The organism is Streptomyces sp. NPDC005070 (genome assembly GCF_053600395.1).
The window spans coordinates 18,166-39,177 of the sequence record NZ_JBSFZS010000077.1; the positions used below are offsets into that span (position 1 = coordinate 18,166).

Sequence of the window (21,012 nt, forward strand, 5' to 3'; positions counted from 1 at the left end):
CCCGGAGTCCTTCCATGCCACCACTGTCCGTACGGTCAACGCGTTCCTCCTCTCCCCTGTCCGCGTCCGGTGTCGACCGGCGCGTGTTCCTGTCCTCCCTTCTCGGTGTCGCGGCGGCGGCCGGACTGAGCGGTTGCGCCGACGCCGACGCGGCAGGCAGCCGGTCCCAGGGGGACCTGTCGGCGCCCCTGGCCGACAAGGTGCCGCAGGGCACCAGGCTCGCGATCGCCTCGTACCAGGGCGTCCAGGAACTCCAGTTCAAGCTGGCGGGGCTGTCCGAGCTGCCGTTCACCGTCTCCGACTGGGTGAACATCGGCGCCGGACCCGACGTCATCAACGCCTTCCGCGCCAAGTCCCTCGACCTCGGCAACAACGCGGGGATCCCGCCGATCCAGGCGCATTTCCAGGGCTTCGACGCCAAGATCGTCGCGATCAACATCACCCGCAAGCCCAACTACCTGTTCGCCACGAAGCCCGGCAGCGACATCAAGGACGTCCAGGACTTCAAGGGCAGGAAGCTGGCCTTCTCCCAGGGACAGGCGCAGGGTGTCGTCCTGCTGCGCGCCCTGAAGCAGGCCGGCATCGCCTACGACGACGTGAACCTCGTACCGCTGACCAGCAACCAGTTCCTCACGGCGCTCCAGGCGGGCCAGGTGGACATCGCCCCGCTCGCCAACAGCCAGGCGCCGGCCTATCTCAAGCAGTACGGGTCCAAGGGCGCCCACACCATCACGACCGACGTGGTGGACCTGCTCAACCTGCTCTGGGCGCCGTCGTCGGTGCTGGCCGACCGCGCGAAGGCGGCCGCGGTCGCCGCGTACATCCCGCGCTGGGCGAAGGGCCAGGTGTGGGCGTACGAGCACCCCGACGCCTGGAACGAGGAGTTCTACGTCAAGACGCAGAACCTGACCCTCCCGCAGGCACAGGCGATCACCGCCCTGGCCAACAAGCCCTTGTTCCCGCCGAGCTGGGACGAGGCCGTCAAGTGGGAGCAGGAGACCGCCGATCTGCTCGCGGAGGGCGGCTTCGTGAAGGGGTTCAAGGTCGGCTCGCTCTTCGACCGGCGCTTCGAGGCCGTCGCTGCCAGGGCCGTACCCGCGGAATACCGGAAGTGACGGCCATGACGACCAGGACCACGACGACGACCGCGGCACCGGACACGACCGACACCGAGTCCGCCGCCGCGGCCCCGGCTGCCCCCGGGACCGGGACCGCGGCTCCGGGCACATCCGAGACCGAGACCGGGACCGGCGCCGCGGCTCCGGCCACGCCCGGGACCGGGACCGGGACCGGGACAGCGGCGGCCGAGACGGAGCCGGCCGCGGCGCGAGCGGTCGGCGAGGCCGGAACCGGCGACCGCCCGTTGCGGCGGGCTCCCCGTGCCCGGCGGCGCGGTCTCGCGCCCGGCAAGCGGCTGCCCGCCTCCCGGCTCATCGGTCCGGCGCTGTTCTTCGCCCTGTGGGCCGTCGCGTCCGCCGCCGGACAGCTCGATCCCGGCGCGATCCCCGCGCCCTGGACGGTGCTGAAAACCACCGGGCACCTGTGGACCGACGGCACCTTGCCCACCGATGTGCTGACCTCCCTGGAGCGCGCGGGATACGGCTTCGCGTTCGGCCTGACCGCCGGTGTCCTCCTCGCCCTCGCGTCCGGGCTCAGCCGCGTCGGCGAGGCGCTGATCGACGGGACCGTGCAGCTCAACCGGGCGATCCCGACCCTCGGTCTGATCCCGCTGTTCATCCTCTGGCTGGGCATCGGAGAGACCTTCAAGATCGCGATCATCGCCATCGTCGTCTACATCCCGATCTATCTGAACCTGCACTCCGCCCTGTCCGGCATCGACCACCGCTTCGTGGAACTCGCCGAGGTCCAGGGGCTGTCGAGGCTCCGCTTCATCCGGGAGATCGTGATCCCGGGCGCGCTGCCCGGCTTCTTCGTCGGGCTCCGGCTCGGCGTGACCGGCTCCTGGCTCTCCCTGGTCGTCCTGGAGCAGATCAACGCCACCAGCGGCCTCGGCTACATGATGTTCCAGGCCCAGAACTACGGCCGGACCGACATCATCCTCGTCGGCCTGCTGATCTACGGCATCTTCGGGCTCGTCTCCGACAGCGCGGTTCGTCTCGTCGAACGAAAGGTGCTGTCATGGCGACGCACTCTCAGCAACTGACCCGCTCCGACACGGTCCGGCTGCGCGGGCTCACCCGGTCGTTCGAGGGCCGCACGGTCCTCGACAGTGTCGACCTCGACCTCCCTGCGGGCCAGTTCACCGCCCTGCTGGGACACAGCGGCTCCGGCAAGAGCACCTTGCTGCGCGCCATCGCCGGCCTCGATCACGGCGTCGCCGGGAGCGGGGAACTCAGCGCCCCGGAAAGGGTGTCCGTCGTCTTCCAGGACTCCCGGCTGCTGCCGTGGCGTCGCGTCCTCGACAACGTCCTGCTGGGCACGGACGGCCGGGAGGCCGCGGAGAAGGGCCGCTCCGCCCTGGCGGAGGTGGGACTCGCGGGGCGCGAGCGGGCCTGGCCCAACGAGCTGTCCGGCGGCGAGGCACAGCGCGCCGCCCTGGCCCGCTCACTCGTCCGTGAACCCGAACTGCTGCTGGCCGACGAGCCGTTCGGGGCGCTGGACGCGCTCACCCGGATCCGTATGCATGTGCTGCTGCGCGAACTGTGGGAGCGCCACCGGCCGTCCGTGCTGCTCGTCACGCACGACGTGGACGAGGCGATCGTGCTGGCCGACCGGGTGCTCGTGCTCGACCACGGCCGTATCGGCGTCGACCTGACCATCGACCGCCCGCACCCCCGCTCGTACCGCGATCCCCTGCTCGGCGCCTACCGCGAGCGGCTCCTGAACGCGCTCGGGGTGACCGAGGACGTGACAGGAACCGCGGCGAGGACGGAACCCGGGGCGGCGGAGCACACCGCGACCGAACCGGAGGCGACGGCGGACGGCGGAGCCGGGCACGGCGTGCCCGTACACCACGAGGAGAAGCACCTGTGACCAGCCCGCGCCGGCTCCATCTCAACGCCTTCCTGATGAGCACCGGCCACCACGAGGCCTCCTGGCGGCTCCCGGAGAGCGACCCGTACGCCCACGTCGACACGGCCCACTACGTGCGCCTCGCGCGGATCGCCGAACGCGGCACCTTCGACTCCCTCTTCCTCGCCGACGGCCCCGTGCTGTTCAACAGCGTCGGCCAGCGCCCGTCCGGCGCGCTCGAACCCATCACCCTGCTCACCGCGCTGGCCACCGCGACCGAGCACATCGGCCTGATCGCCACCGCCTCCACGTCCTACAACTCCCCTTACAACCTGGCCCGCAGACTCGCCTCCCTCGACCACATCAGCGGCGGCCGCGCGGGCTGGAACATCGTGACCACCGCGGGCGCGGAGGCCGCCCGCAACTTCGGCCTCGACGACGAGCCCGCGCACGCCACCCGCTACCAACGCGCCGCCGAGTTCCTGGACGTGGCGCTCAAGCTCTGGGACAGCTGGGAGGACGACCTCGTCGTCGCCGACAAGGCCGCGGGTGTCTGGGGCGACCCCGGCAAGATCCATCCCGCGCGCCACAAGGGGACGTACTTCAGTGTGGAGGGCGCCCTCAACGTGCCCCGCACACCGCAGGGTCACCCGCTTCTGGTGCAGGCGGGCTCCTCGGAGGACGGCAAGCGCTTCGCGGCCCGGTACGCGGAAGCGGTGTTCACCGCCCAGCAGACCCTCGCGGACGCCCAGGACTTCTACGCCGACCTCAAGTCCCGTACCGAGCGCGCCGGCCGGAACCCGGACCACCTCAAGGTGCTGCCCGGCATCGTCCCGGTCATCGGTTCGACCGAGGCGGAGGCGCGCGCCCACGAGCGGGTCCTGGAGGACCACATCGTGTACGAGCACGGGGTGAACCGTCTGGAGCACCTGCTCCATCTGGAGCCGGGCACTCTCCGCCTCGACGCGCGTCTTCCCGCCGACCTGCCGCCGGAGAGCGCGATCGAGGGGGCCAAGAGCCGCTACACCCTCGTCGCGGAGCTCGCCCGGCGCGAGCGGCTCACGGTCCGCGAGCTCATCGGCCGGCTCGGCGGCGGACGGGGCCATCTGACCTTCGCCGGGACGCCCGAACAGGTCGCCGACGCGATCGAGGAGTGGTTCCGCGGCGGCGCCGCCGACGGCTTCAACATCATGCCCGCCGTGCTGCCGTCCGGCCTCGACCTCTTCGTGGACCACGTGGTGCCGATCCTGCGCGACCGGGGTCTGCTCCGCCGGGAGTACGGGCCCCGGCAGACCCTGCGGGAGCGCTACGGGCTTCCGCGCCCGGCCAACCGGTACGCGACACCGACCACGACGGCGACGACGGCCGCGCTCCCCGCACCCGGACCGACGTCCGCCCCTGCGACCGCGTCCGCCCTCGCCTGACCCCGCTCGCATTCTCCGAACCCGTCATCCCCGATCCCCGATCCCCGATCCCCGAACGGCCGAACCGAAAGGACCCGTATCCATGTCCGACATCGAGATCCAGAAGGTCACCGCGCACATCGGTGCCCGTGTCCTGGGCGTCGACATCTCCAAGCCCCTGGACGACATCACCGCCGCCGCCCTGCGCACCGCCCTCAACGAGCACAAGGCGCTGGTCTTCGACGACGTCGACCTCGACGACGAGGGCCAGCAGGCCTTCGCCCGCCACTTCGGCGACCTCACCACCGCGCACCCCACCGTGCCCGCCGTGGACGGCGCCCCGAACGTGCTGCCCGTCGACAGCGAGCGGGGCCGCGCCAACCACTGGCACACCGACGTGACCTTCGTGCTGAACCCGCCCCAGGCCAGCACCCTGCGCAGCATCACCGTGCCGCCGTACGGCGGTGAGACGCTCATCGCCAACTCCGCGGCCGCCTACCGCGATCTGCCCGAACCGCTCCGCGCGTTCGCCGACACCCTGTGGGCCGAGCACACCAACGACTACGACTACGCGGTGCCGGACGAGAACATCGACGACGAACAGGCGGCACAGCGCGCCCAGTTCACGTCCATCACGTTCCGTACCGCGCACCCGGTCGTCCGGGTGCACCCGCTGACCGGCGAACGCGGTCTGTTCATCGGCGGGTTCGCGCAGCGGATCATCGGGCTGTCGGTGGGCGAGTCGCGCAAGATCCTCGACCTGCTCCAGGCGTATGTCACCCGGCCCGAGAACGTCCTGCGCTGGCGCTGGTCCCCGAACCAGCTCGTCCTGTTCGACAACCGGATCACCCAGCACTACGCGATCGACAACTACGACGGTCTGCCGCGCCGGCTGCACCGGGTGACGGTCGCCGGTGACGTGCCGGTCGGCATCGAGGGCAAGAAGAGTCACTCGATCGAGGGAGACGCCTCGCACTACACGCCGGTGGCCGTGTGACGCCGTACCGGCTCGTGTGACGGACGGCGGACCAAGCACGCCGCACGACGGACGACGGGGCGGCCCCCGCGAGGATCCCCCTCGCGGGGGCCGTCCGTCAGGGCCCGCACGGCACGTTGAGCGAGAGCAGGGCGGCCGCCCCGTCCTCCACCCGGAGTTCGGTGATCGCGGCGTTGCGCAGGCCCGGCAGCACGCGGCGGTACTCGCCCAGCGGGACGGACAGCGCGGCGCACAGCACGAGCCGCAGCAGGGTGTTGTGGGCGACGACCAGCACACGCTCGCCGGGGTGGGCCTCGGCGACGCGGCGCAGGGCGCGTGTTCCCCGGGCCGCCGCCGTGCGCGGATCCTCCGCCTCAGGGAAGGGGTAGGACACCGGATCGGTGCGGAACGCCTTGGCCCGGACCGGGTTCTCCAGCTCGAACTCGGCGAGCGTACGGCCCTCCAGTACCCCGAAGTCGCACTCACGCAGAGCGGGTTCGCGCCGGGCGGCCAGCCCGAGGGCGCGGCACGCGGGCTCGGCGGTGGCGACGGCACGGGACATGGTCGAGGTCCAGATCGCGTCGACGGGGTGCGCGGCGGCCCAGCGGCCGAGGGCCTCCGCCTGGTCGCGGCCCTCCTCGGTGAGCTGGACGTCGCTCACTCCGGCGTAGCGGTTCTCCGCGTGCCAGACGGTCTGCCCGTGCCGGGCCAGGAGGAGGGTCGTACTGCGGCTCCTAGTACTCATGAGGCCGCAGTATCCAGGTCGGGCCGGGCCCGCGGGCGCGCCACGAGAAGTCCGGGGACCCGGAATCGGATCCGGGTCTTCCGGGACCGGGCCGGTCCCGGAAGACCGGGACGTCCTACAGGTTGCTGAAGTCCGGTCCCGCCGTACGCGTGCGCTTGATCTCGTAGAAGCCCGGCACCGAGGCGACCATGAGCGTGCCGTCCCAGAGTTTGGCGGCGTCCTCGCCCTTGGGGGCGGGGGTGACAACCGGGCCGAAGAAGGCGATCTGCTCGCCGTCGGAGCCGGGGACGGCGATGACCGGGGTGCCGACGTCCTGGCCGACCTTGTCGATGCCCTCCTTGTGGGAGGCGCGCAGCTCGGCGTCGAACGCGAAGTCCTCCTGGTCGGCGTAGTCGATCAGGTCGGCCGGGAGCCCCACCTCTTCGAGAGCGCCGGCTATCGCCTCCTTGGTCGGGCCCGCGCCCTCGTTGTGGAAGCGGTTGCCGAGCGCGGTGTACAGCGGGCCGAGGACGTCGTCGCCGTGCTTCTGCCAGGCGGCGGTGACCACCCGGACGGACTGCCACGCCGTGGTCGCGAGCATCTCGCGGTAGTGGTCGGGAAGCTCGTCGAGCTTGGGCTCGTTCAGTACGGCGAGGCTCATGATGTGCCAGCGGACCTCGATGTCACGGACCTTCTCCACTTCCAGCACCCAGCGCGAGGTCATCCAGGCCCAGGGGCACAGCGGGTCGAACCAGAAGTCGACGGGGGTCTTGCCGGAACTGGTCTGAGCGGTCTGCTCGGGCATGCTTCTCCTCGGAACGCGATGTTTCCCCTGGGAACACCGGCACGCGCCCGCACCATTCCCGCGCATCCGTGCGATTCCGGGGTCGCCATGGGGATTCCCCTGTGTCGCCGCCGCCGCGCTGCCCGACGTAAGGAGCGCATGGCAGGATCGGCCCTGTTCGCGCCTGTCCATGACGCCATGAGGGAGTGCAGCCGTGCCCGGTGAGAATCTGTCCCGCGACGAGGCCCAGGAGCGGGCGGCGCTGCTGTCCGTCGACAGCTACGACGTCTTCCTCGACCTGCGCTCGGCCGTCGGGGACACGGAACCCGGCGGGGCGGGCGGCGAGCCCCGTACCTTCCGCTCGGTCACCACGCTCCGCTTCCGCTGCGCCGAGCCGGGCGCGGCGAGCTTCGCGGACCTGCTCGCGCCGAGTGTGACGGCCGTCTCACTCAACGGGCGGGACCTCGACCCGGGTGAGGTCTTCGACGGCTCCCGGATCCGCCTGGAGGACCTGGCCGCCGAGAACGAGCTCGTCGTGGACGCCCAGTGCGCCTACTCCCGCACCGGCGAGGGCATGCACCGCTTCGTCGACCCCGAGGACGGCGAGGTGTATCTGTACACGCAGTACGAGCCCGCCGACTCGCGGCGCGTCTTCGCGAACTTCGAGCAGCCGGACCTCAAGGCGCCGTTCCGCTTCGAGGCGCGGGCCCCCGAGGGCTGGACCGTCTGGAGCAACGGCGTCGGCGAACTCGCGGACGGCGTGTGGAAGTTCGCCGAGACGAAGCCGATCTCGACGTACATCACCGCGATCGTGGCGGGCCCGTACCACTACGTGACGGACTTCTACTCCCGCACCTTCGACGACGGTACGACGCTGGAGATCCCCCTCGGCGCGATGTGCCGCAAGGGCCTGGCCCCCCACTTCGACGCCGACGACGTGTTCCTGGTGACCAAGCAGGGCCTGGACTTCTTCCACGACCACTTCGACTACCCGTACCCCTTCGGGAAGTACGACCAGGCGTTCGTGCCCGAGTACAACCTCGGCGCGATGGAGAACCCTGGGCTCGTCACCTTCCGCGAGGAGTACATCTTCCGCGGCAAGGTGACACAGACGTCGTACGAGGCACGGGCGAACGTCATCCTGCACGAGATGGCGCACATGTGGTTCGGCGACCTCGTCACCATGGTCTGGTGGGACGACCTGTGGCTGAAGGAGTCCTTCGCCGACTTCATGGGCACGTTCGCGAACGTCGGTGCGACCCGCTTCACCGACGCCTGGATCACCTTCGCCAACCGCCGCAAGGCCTGGGCCTACCGCGCCGACCAGCTCCCGTCCACCCACCCGATCACGGCCGACATCCGTGATCTCCAGGACGCCAAGCTCAACTTCGACGGGATCACCTACGCCAAGGGCGCCTCCGTCCTGAAGCAGTTGGTGGCGTACGCCGGACAGGACGCCTTCCTGGAGGGCGCCCGCCGCTACTTCAAGCGGAACGCGTACGGGAACACCCGCCTCGGCGATCTGCTGTCCGCCCTGGAGGAGACGAGTGGCCGGGACATGGCCGCCTGGTCCCGGTCCTGGCTCCAGACCGCGGGCGTCAACTCCCTCACCCCGCAGGTGCTCCTGAGCGCGGACGGCAGGATCTCCGAGCTGGCCGTGCTCCAGGACGCGCCCGAGTCCCACCCTGAACTGCGCCCGCACCGCGTGGCCGTGGGCCTGTACCACCGCGAGAACGGCGACGGTCCGCTCGTGCGGTACGCGCGCGCCGAGGTGGACGTCGACGGGCCGCGCACGGTCGTCGCCGAGCTCGCGGGCGCGGAGGCCCCGGCGCTCGTCCTCGTCAACGACGACGACCTCACCTACTGCAAGATCCGCTTCGACGAGGGCTCACTCGCCACGCTGCGGGACGCGCTCGGCGAGATCACCGACCCGCTCGCGCGGGCGCTGTGCTGGTCGGCGCTGTGGAACCTCACGCGCGACGCGATCGTGCCCGCGCGTGACTTCATCGCCCTGGTGCTGCGTTTCGCGGGCCGCGAGTCCGACATCGGCGTCCTGCAGATGCTGCAGGCCTGGGCGAACTCCGCGCTCGTGAACTACGCGGCGCCCGACTGGCGCGAGGAGGGCGGAGCGCTGCTCTCCGAGGGCGCGCTGAAGGAACTGCGGCTCGCCGAGCCGGGCGGCGAACACCAGCTCGCCTGGGCCCGCTTCTTCGCCACCGTCGCCTCCTCCGAGGCCGATCTCCAGCTTCTCCAGGGTCTGCTGGAAGGGACGGCGAAGATCGACGGTCTCGACGTCGACCAGGAACTGCGCTGGGCGTTCCTGGAGCCGCTGGCCGCGCGGGGCGCCGCCGACGAGTCGGTCCTAGCCGCCGAACTCGCCCGTGACGACACGGCGTCCGGCAAGCGGCACCAGGTCCGCTGTCTGGCCGCCCGGCCCTCGGCCGCGGTCAAGGCGCAGGCCTGGGCGGCCGTCGTCGAGTCCGACGCGCTGTCCAACGCCCTCGTCGAGGCGACGATCTCCGGCTTCGGCCAGCCGTCCCGGCGGGATCTGCTGGAGCCGTACACCGCGAAGTACTTCGCCGCCATCGAGCGCGTCTGGGCGGAGCGGTCCATCCAGATCGGCATGGACGTGGTCAGGGGCCTGTTCCCCTCGCTCCAGGACTCCCCGGAGACCCTGGCCGCGACGGACGCCTGGCTCGCGGCGCACGAGGACGCACCGCCGGCGCTGCGCCGGCTGGTGCTGGAGTCGCGGGACGATCTGGCGCGGGCGCTGCGGGGGCAGGCCCGCGACATCGCCGCCGCGGGCTGATCACCTGGCCGACACGGATCCGACCGAGGAGGCACCGGCGCCACGGGCGTCCGGTGCCCTCCTCGGTGAGCCGGGCCGAACGGTGGCGTCCGCGGCGGACCGGGCTGCCGCGTCCACCGGTGAGGAGACCCGGTGCCGTCTCCGGTGAACCGATCCGATGCGCGCAGGGGGCGATTGATCCGATGCGCACATCGATGGACTCATCCGATCCACCATTGGTCGACTCATCCGATCCACGCATTGGTCGACTCATCCGATCCGCGCATTGGTTACGAAATGCAGGTATTCACAGCCGTAACCCCTATTAACACGCGCCCGGACCAGCGTCTTTCCCTGGTCGAACGCGCGTGCTTCCGGGAGCGGTTGTCCCGATTCGCCGACGGGCGGGTAACAGCCGTTAGAAGACGGCTTCCCGGCGGAAAACCCCGGACCATGAGTCACAGCACCCCCATCTCCCCCCGCACCCTCCGCCCCTCGTCCCCCGTACGGGAGCGGGTCCTGACCACCGCCGGGCTGCGCGAGCACGGCGTGACCGCCGCGGACGCGAACGAGCGGTGCCGGCCCGGCGGGACCTGGCAGCGGATCCTTCCCGGCGTCTTCCTGCTGCGTCCGGGACCGCCCACGCCCGAGGAGCGGCTGCACGCCGCGCTGCTCTACACCGCCCGTCCCCCCTCCGCCCGCACGGCGCCCCGCGTCCCCGCCCAGCCCGGCTCCCCGGAACCGCGCGCCCACCGGCCCACCGCGGACGCGCTGATCACCGGCCTGGCGGCGCTGGCCCTGCACGGCTTCTCCTGCGCCCCGCCGCTGCCCTCCCTCGACACGATCGACGTACTCGTCCCCCGGCTGCGCCGGCTGCGCTCGGCCGGCTGCGTCCGCATCGTGCGGACGACCGTGCTGCCGGCGCCCGTGTTCGTGGCCGGAGTGCCGGTCGCCGCCGTCCCCCGCGCGCTGGCCGACGCGGTCGCGGAGCTGACCGACGCCGAGGCCGTACGCGCGCTGCTGACGGAGGCGGTGCGCCGCGGCTACTGCGAACCGCGCTCGGTCGTGGAGGAGCTGACGGCGGCCCGGCTGCTCGACCGCCCGCACGTGGTGGACGCCGTGGACTCGCTGGTGGCGGAGGGCAGGGCGATCGCGGAGAACCGGCTGTACCGGATGGTGTTCGAACACGGACTGCCCGACCCGGTCTGGAACGTCGACCTGCGGCTGCCCGGAGGCCCGCACCTCGGTGCCCTCGACGCGTACTGGCCCGAGCAGGCGGTGGCGATCGAGCTGGACACCCGGACCCCGATCCAGGACGCGGACGACGCCCGGGCGTCCGAGCGGACCCGCAGGCGCGAGTATCTGGAGCGGCTGGGCATCACCGTCGTCCACATCACCCCGCGGAAGCTGAGAGACGCGATGGACCAGCAGGCCACGGTCGTACGGACCGCCCTCATGGCCGCGAACGACCGCGATCCGGCCGCGTATGTCGTGGTGCTGCCCCGGTCGTGACGGACAGGGCCGTGCCCGGAGGGGAGGGAGGGGGCCTGCGAGCCGTTCTCGCGGCCCCCTCCCGGTTTCCGGTGGCGTTGTCAGTGCCCCGATCTACTGTGGGGCGAGCAGGAGTTCCCTGGACGGACGCTCCTGCCGTGCCGAGCCGGACCGAAGACAGGAGAGCGTGATGACGACCCTGCCCGACCGCCCGAACACAGCGCTGCTGGTGATCGACATGCAGCACGGAGCGGTGGACGGCACCCTCGGCCTCCCGGGGGTGATCGCGAACATCGACACGCTCGTCGCCAGAGCTCGCGCCGAGTCCGTGCCGGTGATCTGGGTGCAGCACTCCGACGATCACATGAAGTACGGCAGCGATTCCTGGCAGTACGTGCCGGAGCTGGTCCGCGAGGAGGCGGAGCCCGTCGTCCACAAGAACTACGGCGACTCCTTCGAGGCCACCGAGTTGGAGGACCTGCTCGCCGAGCGTGCCGTCGGCCATGTCGTGGTCACCGGCGCCCAGACCGACGCCTGTGTCCGCTCCACCCTCCACGGCGCCTTCACCCGCGGGTACGACGTCACGCTGGTCGGCGACGCCCACACCACGGAGGACCTCACCGCGTACGGCGCCCCCACCCCGGCCGAGGTCGTCGCCCACACCAATCTGTACTGGAGAGAGCAGCGCGCGCCCGGCCGGCGCGGGGACACCGTCGAGACGGCGAACGTGAGTTTCGCCGCCGGAGCCGCCGGTTAGAGCCTGTCGCCGAGGACCTGGGACAGGCCCTGGGACAGGCCCTGGGGCGCGTTCTCGGACCGGCCCCGGGACGACGGATTCGTCGCGGTCGGCCGTGTCCCGCAGAACTCCGCCTCCGCGACCGCCAGGCTGTCGCCCGCCCAGTCGCCGTTGAAGTTGAAGGCGAGGGAACGGCGGCCGTCCGCGGTGGTGAGGGCCACGGTGGACGAGCCGTGGATGCCGCCGTCATGGCCCCAGACCCGGACGCCGCAGCTCAGCTTCCCCTCCAGGAGGCCGAGGCCGTAGCGCATGCCCGGGACGCCGTCGACGGCGACCGTCGTCCGCATCTCCGTGAGCTGCTCGCGCGGCAGGAGCCTGCCGCGCAGGAGTGCGGTGTAGAAGCGGTTCAGGTCGGCGCTGTCGGAGATCATCTCCCCCGCGGAGGACGCCCAGGAGGGGTTCAGAGCGGTGACGTCGTAGCTGGGACCCGTCGTGGTCTCGGCCAGTTTGGAGTACGCCCTGCTGTGCGGTCCGGGGACCGTCACCCGGGTGCCGGGCAGCGAAGTGGCGTGCAGGTTGAGGGGTTTGATGATCCGGTCGCGGATCTGCGAGGCGTAGGAACGGCCGGTGACCTTCTCGATCACCATGCCGGCCAGGACGTAGTTGGTGTTGGAGTAGTTCCAGGACGTGCCCGGCGCGAAGTCCGGCTTGTGGGACAGGGCGACGGCGACGAGCTGTTCGGGGGTCAGCGTGTCGTAGCGGTGCCGCAGGAATCCGTCCTTGGTGAGATACGTGGCGCCGAAGCCGTCGTCGGCCGTGTAGTTGAAGATCCCGCTGGTGTGGTTGAGGAGTTGGCGCACGGTGATCCCGGTGCCGTCGTTGCCGTTGCCGCGCACCACGCCGGGCAGCCAGGTGTCCACGGTGTCGTCCAGGGACAGCCGTCCCTCCGCCTCGAGCTGGAGCAGGACGGTGGAGATGAACGTCTTGGTGATGCTGCCCACCCGGTAGCGGTCGGCCGTGGACCGCGGTGCGCCGGTCCTCAGATCTCCGACGCCCGCGGTGGCCGACCAGGTGCCGTGCCGGTCCACGGCCGTCGCCGTCACCCCGGGCACACCGTCGTGCACGGCCTTTTCCAGGGCCTGGCGTGTCGGCGCGTGGCCGTCCTTCGCGGGCGCCGCCGCCGCGATGCCCGCCTGCGTCACCGCGATCCCCGCGGCGATCGCCCCCACCAGTGCCGTACGAACCCTCATGTCTTCCCCGTCTCGCTGTGGGACTCGGTCGGGGGGAGGGACCCGAGGGCACACCGGCGGGTTGCCCGGACAGCGCGGGTTGACCCCTTTTCAGCCCTTCTTCAGGATCAGCTCGGTGTTGCGGTCGCGTGAGGTGCCCGACAGGTCGGTGCGGGCGCCGGGGGCGTTGAAGGAGAGCTCGCGGTACAGCGCCGCGAGGCCCGTCTGGGTGAGGTCGGAGAAGTCCGTGGCGTGCGGGGCCGCGGACTCGATGAGGGTGGTGAACAGCGAGAGTGTGCCGTCCTTGTTGTCCACCAGCTCGACGACCCGGGCGAGCTGGGGGAAGTCGACGTGGGAGGCGGTGCAGATCTCCCAGAAGGAACGGTTGCCGGGGGCGGCGTGCGGGATGATCTCGTTCCTGTGGGTGTGTCCGTTCACCCAGGCCAGTGTGTTGCCGAAGCGGGCGAGCAGGGCGACGACCTCGGCACCGCCGTGCCGCCGCTCGGCCGGGTGGGCGGGGTCGGCGTGGGTGTTGCGCATCGTCTTGCTGGTGTGGTGGCTGAAGACGATGGCGTACGAGTCCGCGTTGTCGCGCAGCGTCCGCTCCAGCCAGCGCAGTTGCGCCGTGCCGATGGAACCCTCGTAGTGGCCGCCGGGGTCGGTGGTGTCCAGGCTGATCCCGATGACGTCGTCGGCGATCCGGAACGTGTAGTACTGGGTGCCCGCGGAGAGGTTGGCGGAGGAGTAGCCGTGGCCGATCGGGCCCGGTCCCGTGTGCGCCGGGTCGAGGTGCGCCTTGATGTACTCGGCGGGGGTGAACGGGGCGCGCTTCTCGTCGGGCGTGACCGAGCGCATCTCGCGGGCGTGCGCCCTGAGCAGGTCGTGGAAGGCGGCGCCCTTCGGGCTGCTGCCGTTCTTGATGGTCTTGGCGAGCGTGGTGGCCTCCGCCGAGCCCAGCGACATCAGCTTCTTGCCGCCGACGGCGAACTCGGTGAGGTAGGAGTCGCCGCGCGATCCGTAGCAGCCGAGCGGGAGCGCGTCGTGGTTGCCGACGGTGGAGTACCAGGGCAGCTTCAGGCCGGGGCTGCGCAGCTCGCGGACGGCCGCCTCGAGGAAGCCCTGGATGCGCGGGAAGCCGAGCTGCTTGTCGGCGTCGCGCAGGGCGGCGTCGGGCTGCCAGTAGGTCTTCAGATTGCTGGCCTGGACGCCCTCGTAGTGCCGCGGGTCACCGCTGTTGGGGGTGATACGGCCGCCGCTCATGACCTTCAGGAACCACTCCAGCTCCGTCTTGGAGTTGTTGTCGGTGTTGTCCCCGGTGGTCATGACGAAGTGCAGCGGGGTCCCGGTGGCGGGGGCTCCGTGCAGGGAGTTGACCCGCTCGATCAGGGAGACCGCGCCCGCGACGGTCAGCGTCTCCTGCGGGCGCCAGGCGCTCTTGTTCTGGGAGCGCAGGTACTCGAGGCGCAGCGGGTGCTGGGCGTCGATCAGATGCAGGTCGGTGAGCTGCACGAACGCGGCGAGCGCGGTGCGCCGGTCGGCTCGGCCCGTCTTGGGCGCGGCCAGTTCGTCGCGCACGACGCGCTTCCAGCCGGCGCCGTCACCGAGCCTGCGGTATCCGGTCGAGCCGGAGCGCGGGGTGGCGACGGAGCCCAGGGTGGTGCCGCGGGTGTACGGGGCGAGCGTGGCGGGCCCCTTCGGGCCGGCGGTGGCCGACCGGCCTTCGGCGACGGAGTCGGCGACGGCCGCCTGGGCGGCCGTCGCCGCGTGCGCCGGGGACTGCGGGCGCAGGGCCAGACCGATCCCGGCGGAGAGGGACACCGCTCCGGTGGCGGCCAGCAGGGTGCGGCGGTTGAGGGCGGGTACGGTGGCGACAGAGCGTATGCGCGGCATGGCGCGGTCTCCCCGAGTGCGAACGCGTCGACAGTGGCCGCGGGGGGCTCGACCGGCGAACTCCCCGCTCGTACTGGATCGTTGGCACTGGGGATGACCTGCGCGTTAACTGGGCGGCAACGGGCGACGCCGATCGCCGTACGTCGATCTTCGCGCACCCTGGACGTCCATGGAGTCCTGTCCGAACGGCCGGTGGACGGTCACTCCGTGTTCATTTCTCGGGGTAGAGGAGGTGGATCCGGGGGCTCCGCCCGGCCGTTCACGGATTCGCCGGCCCGTTCACGGACCGGCCCGCCCGTTCACGGATTCGCCGGCGAGTAGGCGGGCGCGGACCAGCGCAGCGGGCTGACGGCGGGCGTCTCGACGGCCTCGGCGAGGGTGAAGCGGACGGTCCGTTCGCCGTCGGGGGCGAACTCGGTGCGGGCCGTGCCGGTGAGCTGGAGCACCGACCCCGAGGTCCAGTCCAGGAAGAGCAGACCGGCGCGCGGATCGGCGGTGAGGTTGCCGAGGGTCAGGAACATGGAGTTCCCTGGGTAGTCGGGCCAGCTCAGTTCACCGGGTGCCTCGACGCGCACGAAGCCGGGGTTGCCGCCGCGGTGGCTGGCGTCGGCGCCGTGCGCGTGGACCGTGGCGAGGAAGAAGGTGTCCGCGGTCTCGACGAACTCCCGCTGAGAGATGGTGAGTTCTCTGCCGTGCTGGGGAACGCCCGCCGTGCGGCCGGTCACCGTCTCGTACGTCTGCCGCTGCTGGAGGTACTTGGGGCAGTTGGCGAAGACCTGGTCGGCCTCGACGGCGAAGCCGCGCGGGGTCGGCCGGACCCGGCCGTTGAGGCGCATGCGGCGCCGGGTGCGCGGGTCGAGTGCGATGGTGCCGACGGCGGTGCCCGGGGTGGCGAGCGCGCCGGTGAGCGGATCGCCGGCCGGGAGGCCGCCCACGACCGAGATCTGCCGGGCGCCGGTGGCCCGCACGAATCCCGGCTCGCCGGTGAGCAGCGAAGCCCACACGCCGCCGTTTCCCGCCGGGGCGGCCTCGCGCTCCGGTGGCGTGCCGCCCTCCGGGGCCGCCGCGCCGACGACCAGCATGGGCTGGAGTTCCAGGAACGCGGCGGCCACGGGCCGGATGCCCTGACCGACGGCCCGGCCCACATGATCGGCGAGGTCCCGGACGCCGACCCGGTCCTGGATGGCCCGCGAGCCGGAGTGATACGTCATGACGACTCCAGGTGCTAGAAGAAACCGCAGGTCGGTGCGGACGCGTTCGGTTCCGGGGCCTCCTCGGCGCCGCTCGCCGCGAAGATCTCCAGGCGGGTGCCGTCCGGGTCGTGGAAGAAGATGCCGCCGGAGGCCGCGCCCTCCCGGTGGGCGACCACGCCGTCGTAGGCGAACGTGACGCCGTAGCCGCGCAGGGCGGTCTCGTACTCCCTGACCTGCTCGACGGAGTCGGCTTCGAGGGCGAGGTGGTGCAGGCCCGCCAGGCCCGTGTCGTGGGCGCCGCGAGCCTGCTGCCAGAGGGTGAGCGCGGGCCGGCCGTCGCCGGACGGGGATCCGAGGAACGCGTACCGCCGCTCCCCGTCGTCGCCGTCCTTGCCCTCGCCGAGCACCCCGAATCCGAGGACGTCGCGGTAGAAGGCGAGCGAACGGTCGAGGTCCGTGACGTTCAGGCCGACGTGGCCCGTGCGCAGCGTCATGACAGTGCCTTTCTGCCGTTGGCCGCCCCATCGAGAGGCTAACCCCTGTCATTGACATTAGGGGTTAGAATCGAGAGCGTCAACCGGTGACCTACCCTTGAGTGGTTAGCCGCGAAGGGAGACCCCATGTCCACGAGCCTTGACCCCCGCCCGCTCACCGGTGAGCCGGTCTCGCTCGACCTGCTCAACACCCGCTGGGTCCACGAGGGCGCGGTGCGGGACCTGCTGGCCGACACCGGGGGCCTCGCGGTGTGGCTGGCGGGCAACGGGCTCGACTTCCCGGCCGACGACACCGTCCTGCGGCACACGCTCGAAGCCCGCGACGCCCTGCGCGCCGCCGTCGACACCCCCCAGGGACAGGCCGGCGGAGAGGGCTCCCGCTTCCCGGCCGAGGCCGCCGCCCGCGTCGACGCCGTCCTCGCGCACGGACGCGTCCGGCTGACCCTGACCGGCCGAGGACCGGGCGGGACACCGGAGTTCGACGACCCCTCCTGGGGCCCCGCCTGGCTCGCCGCACGCGACTACCTGGAACTGCTCCAGGCCGCCCCCGACCGCATCCGCCGCTGCGCCCACGAGTCCTGCGTCCTGCACTTCTTCGACACCTCACGCAACGGCACCCGCCGCTGGTGCTCGATGGCGGCCTGCGGTAACCGCGCGAAGGCGTCCCGCCACTACGCGCGCACAAAAGAGAGCTGAATCGACAAAGAGAGACATCCGAGCCGTCCGGGATATGCCCTCATAGCCCGTCATCGACGGCATGACGCATGGCGGAAGTACGCCATGCGTCCATCCGTGCTTGGTCAACTCTCCCCAAACAACTGCCCCTTGAGCAAAGCTGAGCGGTCATCCGGGTCCACATTCCGGACTGATGCGACCGGTGCCACAAGAACCGCCGGAACCGGCCGTTCCACGCTCGTTCCTTTACCTACAAGGGATGCAGATGACCTCCGACCCTCAGCGCGCACCTATATCGGGCGCGAGACGCGTGGCCCGTCTGGCCATGGCAGCGGGCCTGGTGGCCGCGCTCTCCGCGGCCGGGCCGATACCCATGGCCTTCTCCGCGGACTCGGACGCGCCCACGGCCGATCCCGGCACCAAGTCCGCCGCCGCCAAACTCGGTTCGAACGACGCCGACCTCCTCGCCGAGGCCAAGGCCAAGGGCGACAAGAACGTCACGATGATGATCGCGACGGCTCCCGGCCAGACCGAGCAGGTCGCCAAGGAGCTGGACGCCGTCAAGGGCGGCTCGGTGGGCCGCAGTTACGACAAGCTCGGCTACGTCCGCGCCACCGTCCCGACGAGCAGGGCGGACGCGGCCATCGCCGCCGCCGCGAAGCTGTCCTCGGTGCACGGGATCGACCTGCGCCAGGAGATCGCGCTGGACGACCCGACCCCGAGCGCTGACACGGCCAGGCACGGCAGCAACACCTCCACGGCCGCCACCTACTCCGGTCCCGGCAAGAACACCCCCGCCGAGAACCCGTACAACCCCTCCTTCGAGACGGGTGCGGTCGACTTCGTCAAGGACCACCCGAAGGCGGACGGCCGGGGCATCACCATCGGCATCCTCGACTCCGGCGTCGACCTGGGCCACCCCGCCCTGCAGAAGACCACCACCGGAGAGCGCAAGATCGTCGACTGGGTCACCTCGACGGACCCGATCCTCGACAGCGACGCGACCTGGCGCGCGATGATCACCCCCGTGGCCGGGCCCACCTTCACGTACAGCGGCAGGACGTGGACGGCGCCGGCGGGTTCCTACGAGATCAGCACGTTCCGGGAGTCGGCGACGGCCGGCGGCGACGCCGCGGGCGACGCGAACCGCGACGGTGACACCACCGACGTGTGGGGCGTGCTCTACGACCCGGCGGCCGGCACGGTCACCGTCGACCTGAACAACAACGGCGACTTCACCGACGACACGCCGATGAAGCCGTACAAGGACGGTTTCCAGATCGGCTACTTCGGCACCGACAACCCGGCGACGGACGTCGTCGAGCGGCAGCCGTTCGTCGTGGAGATCCGCAAGGACGTCCCCATGGACCCGTACGGCGGGACCTGGGTCGGCAAGAAGGCCGACTTCGTCAACATCGGCGTCATCGAGTCCGAGCACGGCACGCACGTCGCGGGCATCACCTCCGCCAACGGCCTGTTCGGCGGCAAGATGAACGGCGCCGCGCCCGGCGCGAAGATCGTCTCCTCCCGTGCCTGCACCTGGACCGGCGGCTGCACCAACGTGGCGCTCACCGAGGGCATGATCGACCTCGTCGCCAACCGCGGCGTCGACATCGTCAACATGTCCATCGGCGGCCTGCCCGCGCTCAACGACGGCAACAACGCGCGCTCCGAGCTCTACACGCGTCTCATCGACACCTACGGCGTCCAGCTCGTGATCTCCGCGGGCAACTCGGGACCCGGCGCGAACACCATCGGCGACCCGGGTCTGGCCGACAAGGTCATCTCGGTCGGCGCGACCATCTCCAAAGCGACATGGGCCGCCAACTACGGCTCGCAGGTGGAGAAGAAGTACGCGATGCTGCCCTTCTCCTCGCGCGGCCCGCGTGAGGACGGCGGCTTCACGCCGACGCTGAGCGCGCCCGGCGCCTCCATCAACTCCACCCAGACCTGGCTGCCGGGCTCCCCGGTCGCCGAGGCGGGCTACACCCTTCCGGCCGGCTACTCGATGCTCCAGGGCACCTCGATGGCCTCCCCGCAGGCCGCGGGCGCCTCGGCGCTGCTGCTGAGCGCGGCGAAGCAGAAGGGCATCAGCCTCACCCCGGCCACCCTGCGCACCGCTCTGACGTCGACCGCCGACCACATCAAGGGCGTTCAGGCGTACGAGGAGGGCGCGGGCCTCATCAACATCGACGACGCCTGGGACTCCATCAGGGACGGCGCCACCGCCCACGACTACACCGTGAAGGCGCCGGTCGACACCGCGATCGACTACGCGCTGAAGACGCCGGGCTTCGGCACCGGCCTGTACGACCGCGAGGGCGGCCTCAAGGCCGGCCAGCGCAAGACGTACGACATCACCGTCACGCGTACCTCGGGCGCGGACCGGCCGGTCCGGCACGAGCTGTCCTTCGCGAACAACGCCTCCGGCACCTTCCGGATCCTCGGCAAGGACGAGGTGAACCTCCCGCTGAACCAGCCGGTCACCGTCAAGGTCCAGGCCGCGCCGGAGTCGGCCGGGCTCAAGAGCGCGATCCTCGAGGTCGACGACCCGCGCACCGAGGGCGTCGACAAGCAGATCCTGTCGACCGTCGTGGTCTCCTCGCCGCTCAAGTACACCTACAGCAAGTCGGGTTCGGTGCAGCGCAACAGCACCACCTCGTACTTCGTGACGGTCCCCGAGGGCGCCACGTCCCTGGAGGTCGCGATCGGCGGGCTCAAGGACAAGAGCCAGACGCGGTTCATCGCGATCCACCCGTACGGCGTCCCGGTCGACAACACCAGCACCCCGTACTGCTACAACAACTACCTCGACGGCAACGGCTGCAAGCCCGACGTGCGTTCGTACGCCGACCCGCAGCCCGGCGTCTGGGAGATCGAGGTCGAGGCGCGCCGCACCTCGCCGCTGCTCGACAACCCGTACAAGCTGGACGTCGCCGTGCTCGGCGCGGCCTTCGACCCGGCGGTCGTGACCGTCCCCGAGGCCAAGGTCGGCACCCCGGCCACCGCCTCCTGGAAGGTGACGAACAACTTCGCCGCGATCGACGGCAAGCTGCAGGGCGGTCCGCTCGGCTCCTCCAAGAACGCGCGGCCGACCATCACCGAGGGCGTGACGCAGACCACCACGGTCGAGGTGCCCGCGGGCGCCGCGTCGCTCGACGTGGTCATCGGCAACGTCTCGGACAACGCCGCCGACCTCGACCTGACGGTGAAGAACGCCGCCGGGACCGTCGTCGGACAGTCCGCGGACGGTGACTCGGAGGAGGCCGTCTCCATCGCCAACCCGGCCGCCGGGACGTACACCATCGAGGTCGCGGGCTACGCGGTCCCGTCGGGTTCGACCGCCTACGACTACCGGGACGTGTTCTTCTCGAGCGCGCTCGGCACGGTCACGGTCGACGACTCCACCCCGGTGAAGCTCGCCACCGGCGCCTCGGCCACGGTGTCCGGCTCGGTCACCGCCGCGGCGGCGGCGCCCGAGGGACGCGAGTTCTTCGGTCAGGTCCAGCTCGTGAACGCGCGCGGCACGGTCGCCGGCATCGGCAGCGTGAAGATCGAGAAGGTCACGCCGTAACGGAGCACCGGCTACCGGATGGGCGGCATCCCGGTCCGTGAACTCGGCTCCCTGCGTTACGTGTTCCCGCTGTACCGCATCA

General features: G+C 71.1%; 16 protein-coding genes. 10 read left to right on the top strand and 6 right to left on the bottom strand.

Annotation, left to right across the window (positions count from 1 at the left end):
- The first annotated feature begins 14 nt into the window (after nt 1-14).
- The 5 genes from ACWEBX_RS24565 to ACWEBX_RS24585 all read left to right on the top strand — a co-directional run bounded on the left by ACWEBX_RS24565 (nt 15) and on the right by ACWEBX_RS24585 (nt 5,373).
- Nucleotides 15-1,115: an ABC transporter substrate-binding protein gene (locus ACWEBX_RS24565; RefSeq protein WP_451886975.1), complete on the top strand. Its 1,101-nt coding sequence runs from the start codon at nt 15-17 to the stop codon at nt 1,113-1,115.
- A 5-nt stretch (nt 1,116-1,120) separates the two neighbouring features.
- Entirely contained in the window at nt 1,121-2,164 is a 1,044-nt protein-coding gene (locus tag ACWEBX_RS24570) for an ABC transporter permease (protein WP_451886976.1), read from the top strand.
- Complete coding sequence (locus ACWEBX_RS24575) at nt 2,140-2,994, top strand: ABC transporter ATP-binding protein (RefSeq protein WP_451886977.1); 855 nt, start codon at nt 2,140-2,142, stop codon at nt 2,992-2,994. The genes ACWEBX_RS24570 and ACWEBX_RS24575 overlap by 25 nt, the downstream gene beginning before the upstream one ends.
- On the top strand, nt 2,991-4,397 hold the full coding sequence (locus ACWEBX_RS24580) for an LLM class flavin-dependent oxidoreductase (protein ID WP_451886978.1): 1,407 nt from the start codon (nt 2,991-2,993) through the stop codon (nt 4,395-4,397). The genes ACWEBX_RS24575 and ACWEBX_RS24580 overlap by 4 nt, the downstream gene beginning before the upstream one ends.
- An 82-nt stretch (nt 4,398-4,479) precedes the next feature.
- The gene (locus ACWEBX_RS24585) at nt 4,480-5,373 is read left to right on the top strand and encodes a TauD/TfdA dioxygenase family protein (protein ID WP_451886979.1); all 894 of its coding nucleotides are present in this window, start codon (nt 4,480-4,482) and stop codon (nt 5,371-5,373) included.
- A 97-nt stretch (nt 5,374-5,470) separates the two neighbouring features.
- Here the strand turns inward: ACWEBX_RS24585 and ACWEBX_RS24590 are convergent, their stop codons facing one another.
- Nucleotides 5,471-6,097: a histidine phosphatase family protein gene (locus tag ACWEBX_RS24590; RefSeq protein ID WP_451886980.1), complete on the bottom strand. Its 627-nt coding sequence runs from the start codon at nt 6,095-6,097 to the stop codon at nt 5,471-5,473.
- Nucleotides 6,098-6,212: 115 nt separating this feature from the next.
- Nucleotides 6,213-6,881, bottom strand: a complete 669-nt coding sequence (locus ACWEBX_RS24595) for a mycothiol-dependent nitroreductase Rv2466c family protein (protein WP_451886981.1) — start codon at nt 6,879-6,881, stop codon at nt 6,213-6,215.
- A 193-nt stretch (nt 6,882-7,074) separates the two neighbouring features.
- Between ACWEBX_RS24595 and pepN the strand changes: the two genes are divergently transcribed.
- The 3 genes from pepN (at nt 7,075) to ACWEBX_RS24610 (ending at nt 11,896) form a co-directional block, all read left to right on the top strand.
- Nucleotides 7,075-9,669 (top strand): aminopeptidase N, encoded by a 2,595-nt coding sequence (gene pepN, locus ACWEBX_RS24600; RefSeq protein WP_451886982.1) that lies wholly within the window; start codon nt 7,075-7,077, stop codon nt 9,667-9,669.
- Nucleotides 9,670-10,101: 432 nt separating this feature from the next.
- On the top strand, nt 10,102-11,160 hold the full coding sequence (locus tag ACWEBX_RS24605) for a hypothetical protein (RefSeq protein WP_451886983.1): 1,059 nt from the start codon (nt 10,102-10,104) through the stop codon (nt 11,158-11,160).
- A gap of 169 nt (nt 11,161-11,329) precedes the next feature.
- On the top strand, nt 11,330-11,896 hold the full coding sequence (locus ACWEBX_RS24610) for an isochorismatase family protein (RefSeq protein ID WP_451886984.1): 567 nt from the start codon (nt 11,330-11,332) through the stop codon (nt 11,894-11,896).
- Here the strand turns inward: ACWEBX_RS24610 and ACWEBX_RS24615 are convergent.
- The 4 genes from ACWEBX_RS24615 to ACWEBX_RS24630 all read right to left on the bottom strand — a co-directional run bounded on the left by ACWEBX_RS24615 (nt 11,893) and on the right by ACWEBX_RS24630 (nt 16,681).
- Nucleotides 11,893-13,125 (bottom strand): serine hydrolase domain-containing protein, encoded by a 1,233-nt coding sequence (locus ACWEBX_RS24615; protein WP_451886985.1) that lies wholly within the window; start codon nt 13,123-13,125, stop codon nt 11,893-11,895. The genes ACWEBX_RS24610 and ACWEBX_RS24615 overlap by 4 nt on opposite strands.
- Before the next feature lie 90 nt (nt 13,126-13,215).
- On the bottom strand, nt 13,216-14,994 hold the full coding sequence (locus tag ACWEBX_RS24620) for a TIGR03767 family metallophosphoesterase (RefSeq protein ID WP_451886986.1): 1,779 nt from the start codon (nt 14,992-14,994) through the stop codon (nt 13,216-13,218).
- A 299-nt stretch (nt 14,995-15,293) separates the two neighbouring features.
- Nucleotides 15,294-16,205 carry a pyridoxamine 5'-phosphate oxidase family protein gene (locus tag ACWEBX_RS24625; RefSeq protein ID WP_451886987.1) on the bottom strand — a complete coding sequence of 304 codons (912 nt, stop codon included), beginning with the start codon at nt 16,203-16,205 and terminating at the stop codon, nt 15,294-15,296.
- Between the two features lie 14 nt (nt 16,206-16,219).
- Nucleotides 16,220-16,681 (bottom strand): VOC family protein, encoded by a 462-nt coding sequence (locus ACWEBX_RS24630; RefSeq protein WP_451886988.1) that lies wholly within the window; start codon nt 16,679-16,681, stop codon nt 16,220-16,222.
- A gap of 126 nt (nt 16,682-16,807) precedes the next feature.
- Here ACWEBX_RS24630 and ACWEBX_RS24635 point away from each other — a divergent pair, with 126 nt between their 5' ends.
- Nucleotides 16,808-17,377 (top strand): CGNR zinc finger domain-containing protein, encoded by a 570-nt coding sequence (locus ACWEBX_RS24635; protein WP_451886989.1) that lies wholly within the window; start codon nt 16,808-16,810, stop codon nt 17,375-17,377.
- A gap of 244 nt (nt 17,378-17,621) precedes the next feature.
- The gene (locus tag ACWEBX_RS24640) at nt 17,622-20,930 is read left to right on the top strand and encodes a S8 family serine peptidase (protein ID WP_451886990.1); all 3,309 of its coding nucleotides are present in this window, start codon (nt 17,622-17,624) and stop codon (nt 20,928-20,930) included.
- The last annotated feature ends 82 nt before the right edge of the window (nt 20,931-21,012 follow it).

What these genes read in the sequence shown, in the direction of transcription:
- ACWEBX_RS24565 (WP_451886975.1), top strand. Translation starts at nt 15, where the DNA reads ATGCCACCACTGTCCGTACGGTCAACGCGTTCCTCCTCTCCCCTGTCC.
- ACWEBX_RS24570 (WP_451886976.1), top strand. Translation starts at nt 1,121, where the DNA reads ATGACGACCAGGACCACGACGACGACCGCGGCACCGGACACGACCGAC.
- ACWEBX_RS24575 (WP_451886977.1), top strand. Translation starts at nt 2,140, where the DNA reads ATGGCGACGCACTCTCAGCAACTGACCCGCTCCGACACGGTCCGGCTG.
- ACWEBX_RS24585 (WP_451886979.1), top strand. Translation starts at nt 4,480, where the DNA reads ATGTCCGACATCGAGATCCAGAAGGTCACCGCGCACATCGGTGCCCGT.
- ACWEBX_RS24590 (WP_451886980.1), bottom strand. Translation starts at nt 6,097, where the DNA reads ATGAGTACTAGGAGCCGCAGTACGACCCTCCTCCTGGCCCGGCACGGG.
- ACWEBX_RS24595 (WP_451886981.1), bottom strand. Translation starts at nt 6,881, where the DNA reads ATGCCCGAGCAGACCGCTCAGACCAGTTCCGGCAAGACCCCCGTCGAC.
- ACWEBX_RS24605 (WP_451886983.1), top strand. Translation starts at nt 10,102, where the DNA reads ATGAGTCACAGCACCCCCATCTCCCCCCGCACCCTCCGCCCCTCGTCC.
- ACWEBX_RS24610 (WP_451886984.1), top strand. Translation starts at nt 11,330, where the DNA reads ATGACGACCCTGCCCGACCGCCCGAACACAGCGCTGCTGGTGATCGAC.
- ACWEBX_RS24615 (WP_451886985.1), bottom strand. Translation starts at nt 13,125, where the DNA reads ATGAGGGTTCGTACGGCACTGGTGGGGGCGATCGCCGCGGGGATCGCG.
- ACWEBX_RS24620 (WP_451886986.1), bottom strand. Translation starts at nt 14,994, where the DNA reads ATGCCGCGCATACGCTCTGTCGCCACCGTACCCGCCCTCAACCGCCGC.
- ACWEBX_RS24625 (WP_451886987.1), bottom strand. Translation starts at nt 16,205, where the DNA reads ATGACGTATCACTCCGGCTCGCGGGCCATCCAGGACCGGGTCGGCGTC.
- ACWEBX_RS24630 (WP_451886988.1), bottom strand. Translation starts at nt 16,681, where the DNA reads ATGACGCTGCGCACGGGCCACGTCGGCCTGAACGTCACGGACCTCGAC.
- ACWEBX_RS24635 (WP_451886989.1), top strand. Translation starts at nt 16,808, where the DNA reads ATGTCCACGAGCCTTGACCCCCGCCCGCTCACCGGTGAGCCGGTCTCG.
- ACWEBX_RS24640 (WP_451886990.1), top strand. Translation starts at nt 17,622, where the DNA reads ATGACCTCCGACCCTCAGCGCGCACCTATATCGGGCGCGAGACGCGTG.